The following is a 13,140-nucleotide window of genomic DNA, read 5'->3' on the forward strand; positions in this document are numbered from 1 at the left end:
GGCCGGCGTTTTCCGGGATTTGGCAATGCGCGGGCGGGTTCGCCTGCGCAGTGTGAGCAAAAGCTGTTTCTTCGGCGGACGCACCCGCGCCTTGCCCATGACGTTTTACCGGCGCTACCTGTCAATCCACCGAAGCCGTTTTCAATTGAGACCCCGGCCCTCCGACTGAACGGAGGCTCCGACGCAAACCGGCAGCCCCAGCCTACTCGGGTCCGTTACGCCCTTTCAGCCGAAACCGTCACGATCCCCGACCCACGCGAACGGACGGTCCGATCACGGTCCCGCTGTGGAGCCGGGCGATGGGGGAATTGTAAAGGCGCGTTGAGAGGCGGGGATTAGTTTTTTGGGGCTCGCGGCATCCGCCGGAACCTGCCGCATCTGCCAAGGGTCGCCGCGTCCGCCAAGGGTCGTCGTATCCGCCCCCTCTCCCTTGGGGAGAGGGTGGGGTGAGGGGTCGCGCGCTCACGCGGATTCGGAAGGTCCTGCTCCCCTCACCCGGACCTGCGGCGCGACCTCTCCCCATGGGAGAGATGATTGGCGGCTGGCATCGAACGGGTGGCGAAGCCGCCTCACCGTCCCCAAGCGCGCGGAAGATCTTGGTGCCGGGGCGGCCGGTCACCGGCAGGCCGGCGTTGGCTTCGGCGCGTTCGATGGCGGCGCGGGTGATTGGGCCGATGCGGCCGTCGGCCTCGCCGATGTCGTGGCCGGCGGCGAGCAAGCGTTTCTGCAGCTCAAGCCGCTGGGCGCGGCTGAGGCCGGGATCGTCGGTCGGCCAGGGCGTGCGGATGGCATCGCCGCCCTCAGGCGATCCGCCAGATGGCCGATGGCGAGCGCGTAGGATTCCGCCACGTTGTAGGAATAGAGCGCGTTGAAATTGCCCGTCACCAGAAACGCCGGGCCTTTGCTTCCCGCGGGCAGCAGCAGGCCCGCCTTGGTGTTACCGGCAAGGCCGCGGCCATCGGCGCGCTTGATGCCGCGCTGGGCCCAGCCCGACAGCGACGCGGTCTTCTTGCGCCCGGACGGCCCGTTGTAGCCGCGCGGCAGATGCACCTCGAACCCCCAGGGCCGATTGTTGCTCCAGCCGGCGTTGCGCAGATAATTGGCGGTCGACGCCAGCGCATCGGGCACCGAATTGACCAGATCGCGCTTGCCGTCGCGGTCGAAATCCACCGCCAGCCGGCCGTAGGTCGAGGGCATGAACTGGGTTTGCCCGAAGGCGCCGGCCCAGGAACCCTGCAGATCCTTGAGCGCAATGTCGCCCCGCGAGACCAGCTTCAGCGCGGTGATCAGCTCGCCCTGGAAGAATTTTGCCCGGCGGCCGGAACAGGCCACATTGGCGAGCGCGTGAGGAACGAAGAAATCGCCGCGGAACTGGCCATAGTCGCTCTCGATGCCCCACAGGGCGGTGACGATGTGCCGGTCGACGCCATAGGTCTTTTCCACGGCGCGCAGCGTGCGGTCGTGCCGCTTCAGCATCGCCCTGCCGGTGTCGATGCGCTCCTCGTCCACCAGAAAGGCCATGTAGTCCCAGATCGGCGTGCGGTATTCCGGCTGGGAGCGCGAGAACCGCACCGCTTTTTCATCGAACCGCACGCCGCCAAGCGCCTCCTCGGCAACCGCGCGGCTGACGCCGGCGCGAATGGCCGCGGCCTTGATGGAGGCGACGCAGCTTTCAAGCGAGGCGGCGGCAGGCGCGATCGACAGCGGCAGCAAGGCGGCCATCAGGCAGAGGCCGCGAAACGGGAGGGTCATGAAAGGCATGCGGTGCGTCCGTTGGTTGACAGGAAAACCCACGCGATACGAGCATTCCGCGGCCAGCCGACGGATGGTCAGCCGCCGCTTTGCGCCCAGGCCGCCAGCGCCACCACGGTGAGCATGCAAAGCGCCATGCCCACATTGATGATGAACTGGGTGCGGCGCGGCAGGTCCAGCCGGTGCAAATAGATTCCGGCGGCCAGCCACAGGCAGTGAATCGGCACCCAGATGGCGTTGACGATCACGAATTTCAGCACGACCTCTGTGGCAAGCTGGTGCGGCGGCAAGAAGGCGAACCCGGTGAAAAGCGCGGTATTCACCGCATAGGCCTTGGGATTGATGGCCTGCAGCGCCAGCCCGCCCAGGAATCCCGGTGCCTTGGCGCGCGTGATGAAGGCGACCTTGCTGCCGGCAAACGCGATGCGGGCCGCCAGATACAGAAGGTAGGCGGCGGAGGCATAGAGCAGCACGGTGCGGATCTGCGGATCCGCCAGCACGATGGCCGCCAGCCCGCTGACCACGGCCAGCGCCACCAGATTGGTGCCCACGAACAGCCCCGCCATATAGTGCGCGCCCGCGCGCACGCCAAAGCCGGAGCCGACGCCGGCTATGGAAAGCACCCCGGGACCGGGTGTGATGAGGAGGAAAAACACGGCGACGGCAAATGTAAGCATGCTGGCTGTGTAGGACTGTTCGGCGGCAGGGGCAAGATTGGCCGTGTGCTCCATGGCGTCCGCTGAAAGCGACCCGCATCAACCCGACTTGCTGAATGAGAAACGCCGCCCGAATTTTGCGCGCCTCGATGGAATTCGCCCTTCGCAGCCCTTTGCGGATCGTCCGCCGTTTGCTATAGGGGCCGCGACGGAGCATCGCATGCCCGCGTGGATCGTGCACAAGCGTACACAAACGCGACACGCCGCCGATGGAGGTGTCCCGGACGGATATTCCGGATGCCTCCGTGCAACGGCGCGGCGCGCGATCCTTGCCGCCACTGCAGAGGTTTTGCCGATCGGCGCCGCTTGCGCGACGCGCCCCCAAGTTCTCGATCTGACGATTTATCAAGCCGGAGGAATCACACCGATATGGCCGAAAACGGACGCCCTGACATCATCTACACGAAGGTCGACGAAGCCCCGCAGCTCGCGAGCGCCTCGCTGCTGCCGATCATCCGCTCCTTCACCAAGGAAGCCGGCATCTCGATCGGCACCAAGGATATTTCCCTGGCCGGCCGCATCCTGGCGAACTTCCCGCATTACCTGACGGACGCGCAGGCGCAGTCCGACGATCTGGCCGAGCTCGGCAAGCTGGTGACCGAGCCCGAGGCCAATGTCATCAAGCTGCCGAACATCTCCGCGTCCGTGTCGCAGATCAACGCCTGCGTGAAGGAGCTTCAGGATCAGGGATACGCCCTTCCGCTGTATCCCGAGAACCCGCAGAACGCGCAGGAAGAAGCCGACAAGGCGATCTACGACGCCATCAAGGGCTCCGCGGTGAACCCGGTTCTGCGCGAAGGCAACTCCGACCGCCGCGCGCCGAAGGCGGTGAAGGAATACGCCAAGAAGCACCCCCATTCGATGGGCGCCTGGTCACGCGATTCCAAGACCCACGTCACGACCATGGGCAAGAATGATTTCCGCTCCAACGAGAAATCCGTGACGGTGGATGGCGCCGGCGCCGTGCGCATCGAATTCGTGGCCAAGGACGGCGCGGCGAGCGTTCTCAAGGAAAGCTTCGCGCTGGATGCCGGCGACATCATCGACGCCACGACGATGAACGCCAAGGCCCTGCGCGCCTTCCTGGAAGCCGAAATCAAGGACGCCAAGGACAAGGGCGTGCTGTTTTCCATCCACCTGAAGGCGACGATGATGAAGGTCGCCGACCCGATCATCTTCGGCCATTGCGTCAGCGCCTTCCTCAAGGACGTCTTCGCCAAGCACGCAGACACATTCGCCGAGCTCGGCGTGGACCCGGACTTCGGCATCGGCGATCTGCTGCTCAAGGTGGCGACGCTGCCCGCGGACAAGAAAGCCGAGATCGAGGCGGACGTGAAGGCGGCGCTGGACAACGGCCCGGCGCTGTACATGGTCAACTCCGACAAGGGCCTGACCAACCTGCATGTCTCCAGCGACGTCATCGTCGACGCCTCCATGCCGGCGCTGATCCGCGCGGGCGGCAAGGGTTGGGGCCCGGACGGCAAGGCACACGACACCAAGTGCGTGATCCCCGATTCCAGCTACGCGTGCGTCTACGACGAGGCGATCAAGTTCTGCGCCGAGAACGGCGCCCTCGATCCCGCCAAGATGGGCAGCGTGCCGAACGTCGGCCTGATGGCGCAGAAGGCCGAGGAATACGGCTCGCATCCGCAGACCTTCAAGGCGCCGGGCAATGGCACGATCCGCGTCGTCGACGCGACCGGCACCACGCTCATTGAACATGCCGTGGAGACCGGCGACATCTGGCGCATGTGCCGCACCAAGGACGCCCCGATCCGCGACTGGGTGAAGCTGGGCGTGACCCGCACCCGGGCCATGGGCGTTCCGGGCATCTTCTGGCTCGACAAGACCCGCGCCCATGACGCGGAACTGATCAAGAAGATCGACGCCTATCTGCCCGAGCACGACACGGCGGATCTGGACCTGCGCATCATGGCCCCCAAGGACGCCACGCGCCTGTCGTTCGAGCGCATCGCCAAGGGCGAGGACACGCTGTCGATTACCGGCAACGTGCTGCGCGATTATCTCACCGATCTGTTCCCGATCCTGGAAGTCGGCACCAGCGCGAAGATGCTCTCCATCGTGCCGCTGATGGCCGGCGGCGGGTTGTTCGAGACGGGTGCGGGCGGCTCGGCCCCCAAGCACGTGCAGCAGTTGGTCGAGGAAGGCCACCTGCGCTGGGATTCGCTGGGCGAGTTCTGCGCCCTCGGCGCCTCGCTCGAGCACCTGGCGGACGCCAAGGGCAACAAGAAGGCCGCGGTTCTCGCCGACACGCTGGACAAGGCCATCGAAAAGCTTCTCGACGAGGACAAGTCGCCCCGCCGCCGCGTCGGCGAGCTCGACAACCGCGGCAGCCACTTCTTCCTCGCCAGATACTGGGCCGAGGCGCTCAGCGCGCAGGATGAGGACGCGGATCTGAAGGCGCATTTCGCGCCGGTCGCCAAGGAGCTGGCCGCCAATGAGGACAAGATCCTCGATGAGCTGAACGCGGCGCAAGGGTCCCCCGCGGATCTCGGCGGCTACTATCACGCGGACGCCGACAAGACCGCCGCCGTCATGCGCCCCAGCGCCACGCTGAATGCCATCATCGGCTGAACCGGCCGACGCATCAAAACGCAAAAGGGGCGGCCGTTGGCCCGCCCCTATTACGATGTCCGACACGCGCCAGACGGCGCCGCGGCGCTTGTTATCGCGCCAGCACCGGAACCGTGTGACGGACGACGCGGGGAGCACCCACGCCCTGGTGTCGATCGTGACGCTCACGACGGCCTCGCCGGCTGCCGGTCCCGTATCAAAGTGCGCCGAAAACGACTGCTCGTACGGATTGGTCGGGTCCGAGGCGCCGGGATCCGCGGTCAGGGCGACCGGGATGGCCGGACCGCCGGCGCGCGCGACGGTCATGCTGAGGCTGGCGGCGTCGATCGGCGCCATCACGTCGGGCCGGATATGCACCGTTGCCCGCGCGGTCGTGCCGGTCCGGTAGACCGTCTCGTCGGTGACGACGGCGGCCCCCACCAGATCCACCAGATCGCCGACCGCCGTCAGGATCGAGGTGCGCTCGCGCACGGGGACGGTCGTGATGGCCACCGCCGGCCCCTTCGTCAACGTGATGGCAAGGAACTCCTGGACCGACGCGTCGTTCAGGATCACGTCATGGGTGGAGAAACTGGTCCGATAGGTCACCCGCTTGTCCAGCTGGGCGCTCTCGCGCATCACCGTGCCGTCGCCTTCCCAGCTGGTGCGAATGTCGAAATGCCCCAGTCCCTTGGAAGTTTCCAAGGCGTATTGCTGGGACGTGCGCTGGTCCAGGCCGATGACGAGCACTTCAGCGATGTCAGCCGGCAGCGGGTCGTCCACGATTTTGCGCAGCGCCATCTGACGCGTCCGGACCCCGGCGAAATCGGGAAGCGACGCGGCCTCGACGCCCTCCCAGTCGAGCGCGATCCAGGCCTCCGGGCGGCCGGCGTCAAAACGCTCGGCAACGGACCCTCCGCAGCAGCCCTCGTAATCAGGCATCAGTTCAAACGTCATCGGGAAGCTGAGGATGGTGCGGCGAAAATTCGCCAGGCCGCCCATGAAGACATTGGCCGCGCCCCAGCCGTTTTCCACCAGATCGAACGCCTTCACCGACCCGCGCCACGGCGTGCCGGCGCTGATCAGCCGCGCGATCCCGCGCGCGCCGCGTTCCTGATGCGCATAGGTGCGGGCCACCAAGCCTCCCATGCTGTGAGCAACGATGTCGATCGCGGTATCGCCGGGAACGGAAGCCTCGACAAAGGCGGCAAGCCGTTTCGCATTCTCGAAGACGCTCAACCGCCAATCGTAATCGAAGATGAACAGCGTCTCGCCGTCGCGATAACCGGCCTGTTCAAGGCTCGCGATGAAGGGCCCATAGAAATCCTGGGTGTAGACGCCGAGAAAGGAGATCTCGTGGATCAGTCCGCACGGCTTGATATCGTCGGGTCCGCCCATCAACGCCAGCGACGGAAAATGCTCGATCGCACCGATCGTGCCCCAGACGACGATGTCCTTGCCGTCCGGGCCGGGCCGGCACAGCCTGGAGCCGAGCAGGCCCGGCACAAACACCAACGGTCGTTCAGGTGCCGCAACGGCGGGCGTCTGAGCGACGGCCGGAACGATGGCCGCCGCGTTGAGCAGTGCAATGGCAAGCGCGAAGGCGCCGCGCCGCAGCGCACGCGCAAAAGAACACAGAGGAATCATGGATCAAATCGTTACCGCGCAATGAAAGGAATGCGCGATTGCTGGGCCGCAACAACGGCGAAACAATGGCATCGCCGCCTTGCGCCGGCGGCCGCCCCTAGTTTCGTTCCGCAGACACAAGGCGCGCGTCAGGCGAGCATCCAGTAAAGACCCAGCCCGGTCATGCCGATCCCGCAAAGCTGCGACAGGCGCCGGCCGCCGGGGATGATTTTCTCGACGAGCACATAGGCGGTGATCGCGATGATCCAGACCGGGTTCATGACGCCCGCGACGAACAGCAGGCCCATCAGCGCCCAGCAGCAGCCGACACAGAACAGCCCGTGGCTCCAGCCCATGGCCAGCGCCCCCCAATTGCCCTCGCGCCACCGGGTCATCAAGAAGCTGATCGGCGAGCGGCACTGACGCAGGCAGGACTGTTTCAAAGGCGTGAGCTGATAGAGCCCGGCGATGATGAGAATGCCGCCCGCCATCGGCCCAGCGACCACCTTCATCATCATCGGCGACAGCAGGGCGAAGTGGGTCAGCGCCGCCTGCAGCGCGGCCGCAGCCAGGCTGAAGCCGGCCCAGGCGAGAACGTAGCCGCCCGAGAACAGAAAGACCGGCACCCAGCCGGCACGGCGGTTCACGCCCAGCATGCGCGTATAGGCCAGGATCATCGGCAAGGCGGTCGGCAGCATCATCGCCGCCATCATCACCGCCCACATCAGGAACAGGCCGAAAAGCGGCAAGGGAGCCAGCATCTGCGGCGCCATCATCATCGTCATCATGCCGGGAACCGTCGACATGTCGCCGATCATCACCGCCAGATAGATGCCGGATGCCACCGCGATGGCGAGCGGGCCGGCGAGCAGCGCCGCCAGCCGGCCGAGGGCGGGCGGGCGGAAGCCCGCCCGTCCACGGAAGGGTGCGCGAGGCTCGCCATCACTGTTCGCTCTGGTAGGCGAAGGGCGAGAAGACGCCGGTCTTGTCGGACAGGTTCCAGGCCATGCCATGATCGGTGAACGACAGCTTGCTGGATTTCGCCACGGTGGCCGCAAATCCGGGCGCGATGCACAGGGGATGCCCCTCGATCGTCACCGGGCCACCGCCCTGCCCCGATACCTGCTCGATGGCGACATCGGCGATACCGGGAATTTTCAGCACATGCTTGCCGCCGTCGATCGAATAGTCGATGGGCACGGACCGCACGCCCACGATCTCGCCAATATGACCCGCGAGCCGGGCCGGATGGCCGCCGCCCTGACCGCCGAAAATCTTCATCAAACTGGCATTCTGAGCCTCGGTCGCACGCTCATCGACATAGACCGCGACGGTCCATTGCGTCGTCGCCATATTGCCCGGCGAGCGAACGGCGAGCGCGACATTGAGGCCGGACAGGGAGACGCCTTCGTCGCTCCCCTCCTCGATGTGCCAGCCAACAAGCGCCGTGCACTCGCCCTCGGTCGGCGTGCTCAGAAAGAGACAGGGGCACGCGGTATCGCAATTGCAGCTTTCGAAATAGGTACCCTCAAGCGACCAGGCCATTGGCTTTTCCTTAATCAAATGTCCAATTCACATCAGCCTAAGGCCGTTTCTGCGTTATTGCTTGAAGGGAGCATTGAGATTACAGTGAGAACTTCTCGATTTTCGATCAAGGGACCATTTATTTATAATGATCTACAGTTTCGGCTCCTTTGATCTTGATACGGCCATGTATGAGCTGCGCCGGAACGGCAAGACCGTCGCGATAGAACCTCAAGTCTTCAGTGTACTTCTGCATCTGATAGACAATCGTGACAGGATCGTCTCGAAGGACGATCTGGTGAAAACCGTTTGGGAGGGGCGCGCGGTTTCAGACACCACCCTCAGCAGCCGGATATTCGCTCTCAGGCGGGCCGTCGGCGACACCGGAGAGCGACAGGACGTGATCCGCACCGTGCCGCGACGCGGCTTCCGGTTCGTCGCCGAGGTCACCTTCAGCGCAGCAGCCGCACAGGAGGCGGCTTCCGACGGATCCGAGACAACGCGCACGACGACCGCGCAAACAGCGACGGGACCGCACGCGATGCCGGCCGAACCCCACAAGACGGCCGTCATGCCGACCCTGGTCGTGCTGCCGTTCAAGATCGCCAGCGAGGGCCTGGACGACTATTTCTGCGACGGGCTGACCGAAGATGTGATTTCAAACCTGACATCTTTCCGGGAGCTGCGGGTGATCGCCAGCGGCTCGTCACTGCATTTCAAGGACCGCGCCCTTCCCCTGGGCGCCATCGCGGAGACGCTGGGCGCGGACTATGTCGTCGACGGCAGCGTCCGCCGCGACGGCGACCGGTTGCGCGTCGCGGTACAATTGATCGAGGCGGCGTCCGGGGTGTCGCTCTGGGCGGACCGCTACGACCGGCAGATCGAGGACATCTTCGCCGTCCAGGACGCCATCACTCACATGATCGTGGCGTCACTCGGGGTCAAGATGCAGGGCACGGCCCTGTCGCGGGCATTGCGCAAGGGGCCGTCGGAACTCGACGCCTATGATTGCCTGCTGCAGGCTCGGCGCTATACCGCAACGCTGGACGAGGCGATGCACGCGGAGGCACGCGCGCTGCTGGAAAAGGCGATTGCGCTCGATCCCAACTACGCCGAGGCCCATGCCCTGCTCGCCAATGTCTATCTGGCCGAACACCGGTTTGACGCCAACCCGCGCCCGAACGCCATCGAACGCGCCCTGGCCATGGCTCTCAAGGCGACCGAGCTCGATCCGCACAGCGCCTACGCGCATTGCTGGCTGGCGATCGTGCACTTCTTCCGCAAGGACAACGGGAAGTTCGAGGCCGAGGCCCAACGAGCGATCGAGCTTAATCCCAACGACCCCGAAATCCTCGCGGAAGTCGGCCACTATCTCTCGTACATGGGCGAATATGAGCGCGGAATCGAGCTCTCCGCCCGCGCCCAGCAACTCAACCCGCTGCACCCGGGCTGGTATCACTTCAGCCTCGCCCGGCTGCACTACCACCAGTGCCTCTATGAGGAGATGCTGGTGGATGTGCAGCGCATCAGCATGCCGAATTTCTACTGGACCCATATCCTCAACGCGGCCGCGCTCGGGCAGCTCGGGCGTGAGGACGCGGCCGCGTCGCTTGCGATGATGAAACGTGTGAAGCCCGGGATTTCGGCCGCCGCGGAAATGCGCAAATGGAACCTGGCGCCGCACGACTTCACCCACATCATGGACGGCCTACGCCTGGCGGGCCACGACGAATAAAAGCGCTTGCCCCGACCGAGCCGTTTCCATCCGTCGGCGCGCACATCCGTCCCTCCCCGCTCTATGCCAATGGCGCGTGCTTTGCTATAGGAGCGCAGGGTTGTTCGCGCGTGCAGCATCGGATTGTGCACGGCGGCACACATTTGAGGCGGCACTCCAGACGAGGTTCTGAAGATCATGGCGAAGATCAAGGTTGCAAATCCGGTCGTCGAGCTCGACGGCGACGAGATGACGCGGATCATCTGGCAGTTCATCAAGGACAAGCTGATCCATCCGTATCTCGACATCGACCTGCAGTACTATGATCTCAGCATCGAGGAGCGCGACCGCACCGACGACCAGATCACAGTGGACGCGGCCAACGCCATCAGAAAAGTGGGCGTGGGCGTGAAATGCGCCACGATCACACCGGACGAGGGCCGGGTCGAGGAGTTCGGGCTGAAGCGCATGTACCGCTCGCCCAACGGCACCATCCGCAACATCCTCGGCGGCGTGATCTTCCGCGAACCGATCATCATGGACAACGTGCCGCGGCTGGTGCCGGGCTGGACAAAGCCGATCATTGTCGGCCGCCACGCCTTCGGCGACCAGTATCGCGCCACTGATTTCCGGTTCCCGGGCCCCGGCAAGCTGACGATGAAATTCGTCGGCAAGGACGGCGCGGTCATCGAGCGCGAGGTCTACGACGCGCCGGAAGCCGGCGTGGCGCTGGCCATGTACAACCTGGACCAGTCGATCAGGGATTTCGCCCGCGCCTCGCTCAACTACGCTCTGCAACGCAAGGTGCCGTGCTACCTGTCGACCAAGAACACGATCCTCAAGGTCTACGACGGGCGCTTCAAGGACATCTTCCAGGAGATCTACGACGCCGAGTTCAAGACGGAGTACGAGAAGGCCAAGATCTGGTACGAGCACCGGCTGATCGACGACATGGTGGCAGCCTCGCTGAAGTGGTCCGGCGGCTATGTCTGGGCCTGCAAGAACTACGATGGCGACGTGCAGTCGGACATCGTGGCGCAGGGATTCGGCTCGCTTGGCCTGATGACCTCGGTGCTGATGACGCCGGACGGGAAGACGGTGGAGGCGGAAGCCGCGCACGGCACCGTCACCCGCCACTACCGCCAGCACCAGAAGGGCGATGAAACCTCGACCAACTCGATCGCCTCGATCTTCGCCTGGACACGGGGCCTGGCGCACCGCGCCAAGCTGGATGACAACGCGGAGCTTGCGACATTCGCCGCAACGCTGGAGCAGGTCTGCATCGACACGGTGCAAAGCGGCAAGATGACCAAGGATCTGGCGCTGCTGGTCGGCCCCGACCAGAAATGGCTCTCGACCACCGGTTTCCTCGACGCCGTGGACGAGAACCTCGCCAAGGCCATGGGCCAGGCCCACTGACGTCAAACAGCATCCAAAAACGTGAAAAAGGCGGACCATGAGGCCCGCCTTTTTCTTTTCAGTCGCGAGGGACCTGATGCCTTAGCGACAAGCGACCCGGTAGCTGCGGCCGTAACGATCACGGGCCCAGCAATTCTTCGGCGTCGTCGCGGCACCGATGATGGCGCCACCGGCCGCACCGGCAATCGCGCCGCCCGCGGCAGCACCCGGCGTGCCGCCGATCGCGGCACCCGTTACGGCACCGGCAGCGGCGCCGATCCCGGCGCCGGCAAGCGCGCGGTCACCCTGCGAATCCGTCTGGCAACCAGCCAGCGCCAGCGCACAAATTCCAACAACAGCGAATGTCTTGAACATTTCAGTCTCCCGTTCCAACAAGGATACAACGGCACGACGGCAAAATGGTTCCATGATCGCATGGAAATCCGCGAACGAATGTATGCCGACGGCGCCCATGCATGTGTTCTGCGGGTGAGGGAACGCCACCCGCCCCTAAGTGTCGCGCTCGATGTCGACACCGGGCTCATCGAGCTCCTCACTCGACATGTCGCCACCCGGCGTGAGTTCTTCCTTGCCCAGCCGCTGGCGCACCACATCACGGATTCGCGCCGCGACCTCAGGCCGCCGGCGCATCATCCGGTGCAGCCCGTCGGCATCCAGCACCAGAAGACGGCAGTCGGTGACAGCCGTCACCGTGGCCGAACGGTTGGCGCGCTTGAGCACCGCCATCTCGCCGAAGAAGTTACCCGCATGCATTTCCAGCCGCTCGCCCGGCAGATCGATCTCCACCGTCCCGGACACGATGAAGTACATGGAATCCGCCGGCTCGCCGGCACGCGCGATGATCTCGCCACGGGCGGAGGACTGGGAATGCAGCAGCTTGGCGATGTCGGCGATATCGGCCGGGCCCAGTTCCTCAAACAGCGGAACACGGGCGACCATACCCCAGGTGACGACGAATTCCCGGCTGTGGATCTCGCGCGCGAATGCCGTGGCCACGATGCCCACCGGCAGCGCCAGAAGCACATAGCCCAGCACCATCACGACGGAGCCGACGACCTTCCCCAACACCGTCACGGGCACCACGTCGCCATAGCCGACGGTGGTCACCGTTGCGAGCGCCCACCAGATGGCGGCGGGGATCGATCCGAACGCGTCCGGCTGTGTGTCGCTTTCCACAAGGTGGAGGATGGTCGCCGCCGTCAGCACCACCCCGCCGATGATGATCGCGCTCGCGAGGATGGCGCGGCTCTCGGACACAAGCGCCGTGATCAACGAGCGCAACGCCGGGGAATAGCGGGCGAGCTTGAGAAACCGCAGCAGCCGGAACAGCAGGAAGGCGCGGAAGTCACCCAGCAGAAGCGGCATCCAGAACGGCAGCACCGCGATCAGGTCAATCAGCGCGAAGGGCTGCACGGCATAGCGCAGCCGCGCCTTGAGCCCGCCGTAGTGGCGCAGCGGCGGATGCAGATCCGCCACCCAGAGGCGTGCGAAATATTCAAGCGAGAAGACAACACCGGAGACAATGTCGATGATCAGAACAACGAGGCCAAAGGTCTCGCCGATATCGCCCACCGTAGATACGATCACCGCCGTCACATTGACGACGATGAGCAGCATCAACACGCGGTCGACGAAGCGGCTTGCCGCGTCGCCCGCCGCCCCCTTCTCCAGTATCTCGTAAAGACGGCGCTTGAACTGTCCGACCATCGCCGCCGCCTCCCGCAGCCTGTCGCGCCCCCAACGCCGGGGACGACTCATCACACCATCGAATCCCGGCGCGGTCAGGACCTTGCGATAGGACAAACCAGGCAGGAA

11 protein-coding genes are annotated in these 13,140 nt (G+C 64.9%); 4 read left to right on the forward strand and 7 right to left on the reverse strand.

Annotation, left to right across the window (positions count from 1 at the left end):
• Window positions 1-238 precede the first annotated feature (238 nt).
• The 3 genes from D1F64_RS25500 to D1F64_RS15585 form a co-directional block, all read right to left on the reverse strand.
• Window positions 239-718, reverse strand: coding sequence for a peptidoglycan-binding domain-containing protein (locus tag D1F64_RS25500; RefSeq protein ID WP_346432250.1), 480 nt, complete (start codon window positions 716-718; stop codon window positions 239-241).
• Window positions 616-1,761, reverse strand: coding sequence for a lytic murein transglycosylase (locus D1F64_RS15580; protein WP_346432251.1), 1,146 nt, complete (start codon window positions 1,759-1,761; stop codon window positions 616-618). The genes D1F64_RS25500 and D1F64_RS15580 overlap by 103 nt, the downstream gene beginning before the upstream one ends.
• 68 nt (window positions 1,762-1,829) lie before the next feature.
• Window positions 1,830-2,429, reverse strand: a complete 600-nt coding sequence (locus D1F64_RS15585; RefSeq protein ID WP_117414640.1) for a LysE family translocator — start codon at window positions 2,427-2,429, stop codon at window positions 1,830-1,832.
• A 408-nt stretch (window positions 2,430-2,837) separates the two neighbouring features.
• Here D1F64_RS15585 and D1F64_RS15590 point away from each other — a divergent pair, with 408 nt between their 5' ends.
• Entirely contained in the window at window positions 2,838-5,063 is a 2,226-nt protein-coding gene (locus D1F64_RS15590; protein ID WP_117413172.1) for an NADP-dependent isocitrate dehydrogenase, read from the forward strand.
• A gap of 657 nt (window positions 5,064-5,720) precedes the next feature.
• Entirely contained in the window at window positions 5,721-6,836 is a 1,116-nt protein-coding gene (locus tag D1F64_RS24705) for a hypothetical protein (protein WP_248304481.1), read from the forward strand.
• Here the strand turns inward: D1F64_RS24705 and D1F64_RS15605 are convergent.
• Both D1F64_RS15605 and D1F64_RS15610 read right to left on the reverse strand, forming a co-directional pair.
• A complete protein-coding gene (locus tag D1F64_RS15605; RefSeq protein ID WP_162901600.1) occupies window positions 6,818-7,513 on the reverse strand; it encodes a DUF2182 domain-containing protein in 696 nt (231 codons plus the stop codon). The genes D1F64_RS24705 and D1F64_RS15605 overlap by 19 nt on opposite strands.
• A 97-nt stretch (window positions 7,514-7,610) precedes the next feature.
• Window positions 7,611-8,213, reverse strand: coding sequence for a DUF1326 domain-containing protein (locus D1F64_RS15610; RefSeq protein ID WP_117413175.1), 603 nt, complete (start codon window positions 8,211-8,213; stop codon window positions 7,611-7,613).
• 127 nt (window positions 8,214-8,340) lie between these two features.
• Between D1F64_RS15610 and D1F64_RS15615 the strand changes: the two genes are divergently transcribed.
• Together D1F64_RS15615 and D1F64_RS15620 are read left to right on the forward strand one after the other, a co-directional pair.
• Window positions 8,341-9,927, forward strand: coding sequence for a tetratricopeptide repeat protein (locus D1F64_RS15615; protein WP_117413176.1), 1,587 nt, complete (start codon window positions 8,341-8,343; stop codon window positions 9,925-9,927).
• Window positions 9,928-10,104: 177 nt separating this feature from the next.
• On the forward strand, window positions 10,105-11,325 hold the full coding sequence (locus D1F64_RS15620; RefSeq protein ID WP_117413177.1) for an NADP-dependent isocitrate dehydrogenase: 1,221 nt from the start codon (window positions 10,105-10,107) through the stop codon (window positions 11,323-11,325).
• Window positions 11,326-11,406: 81 nt separating this feature from the next.
• On the opposite strand, the gene D1F64_RS15625 is transcribed toward D1F64_RS15620, so the two are convergent.
• A complete protein-coding gene (locus D1F64_RS15625) occupies window positions 11,407-11,679 on the reverse strand; it encodes a bacteriocin (protein ID WP_117414641.1) in 273 nt (90 codons plus the stop codon).
• A 135-nt stretch (window positions 11,680-11,814) separates the two neighbouring features.
• The gene (locus D1F64_RS15630; protein ID WP_117414642.1) at window positions 11,815-13,032 is read right to left on the reverse strand and encodes a cyclic nucleotide-gated ion channel; all 1,218 of its coding nucleotides are present in this window, start codon (window positions 13,030-13,032) and stop codon (window positions 11,815-11,817) included.
• Between the last annotated feature and the right edge of the window lie 108 nt (window positions 13,033-13,140).

The sequence above is a fragment of the Breoghania sp. L-A4 genome, from assembly GCF_003432385.1.
Lineage (GTDB): Bacteria > Pseudomonadota > Alphaproteobacteria > Rhizobiales > Stappiaceae > Breoghania.

Coding starts and splice junctions, on each gene's coding strand:
- D1F64_RS15580 (WP_346432251.1), bottom strand. CDS start 1,761: ATGCCTTTCATGACCCTCCCGTTTCGCGGCCTCTGCCTGATGGCCGCC.
- D1F64_RS15585 (WP_117414640.1), bottom strand. CDS start 2,429: ATGCTTACATTTGCCGTCGCCGTGTTTTTCCTCCTCATCACACCCGGT.
- D1F64_RS15590 (WP_117413172.1), top strand. CDS start 2,838: ATGGCCGAAAACGGACGCCCTGACATCATCTACACGAAGGTCGACGAA.
- D1F64_RS24705 (WP_248304481.1), top strand. CDS start 5,721: ATGCCCCAGTCCCTTGGAAGTTTCCAAGGCGTATTGCTGGGACGTGCG.
- D1F64_RS15610 (WP_117413175.1), bottom strand. CDS start 8,213: ATGGCCTGGTCGCTTGAGGGTACCTATTTCGAAAGCTGCAATTGCGAT.
- D1F64_RS15615 (WP_117413176.1), top strand. CDS start 8,341: ATGATCTACAGTTTCGGCTCCTTTGATCTTGATACGGCCATGTATGAG.
- D1F64_RS15620 (WP_117413177.1), top strand. CDS start 10,105: ATGGCGAAGATCAAGGTTGCAAATCCGGTCGTCGAGCTCGACGGCGAC.
- D1F64_RS15625 (WP_117414641.1), bottom strand. CDS start 11,679: ATGTTCAAGACATTCGCTGTTGTTGGAATTTGTGCGCTGGCGCTGGCT.
- D1F64_RS15630 (WP_117414642.1), bottom strand. CDS start 13,032: ATGGTCGGACAGTTCAAGCGCCGTCTTTACGAGATACTGGAGAAGGGG.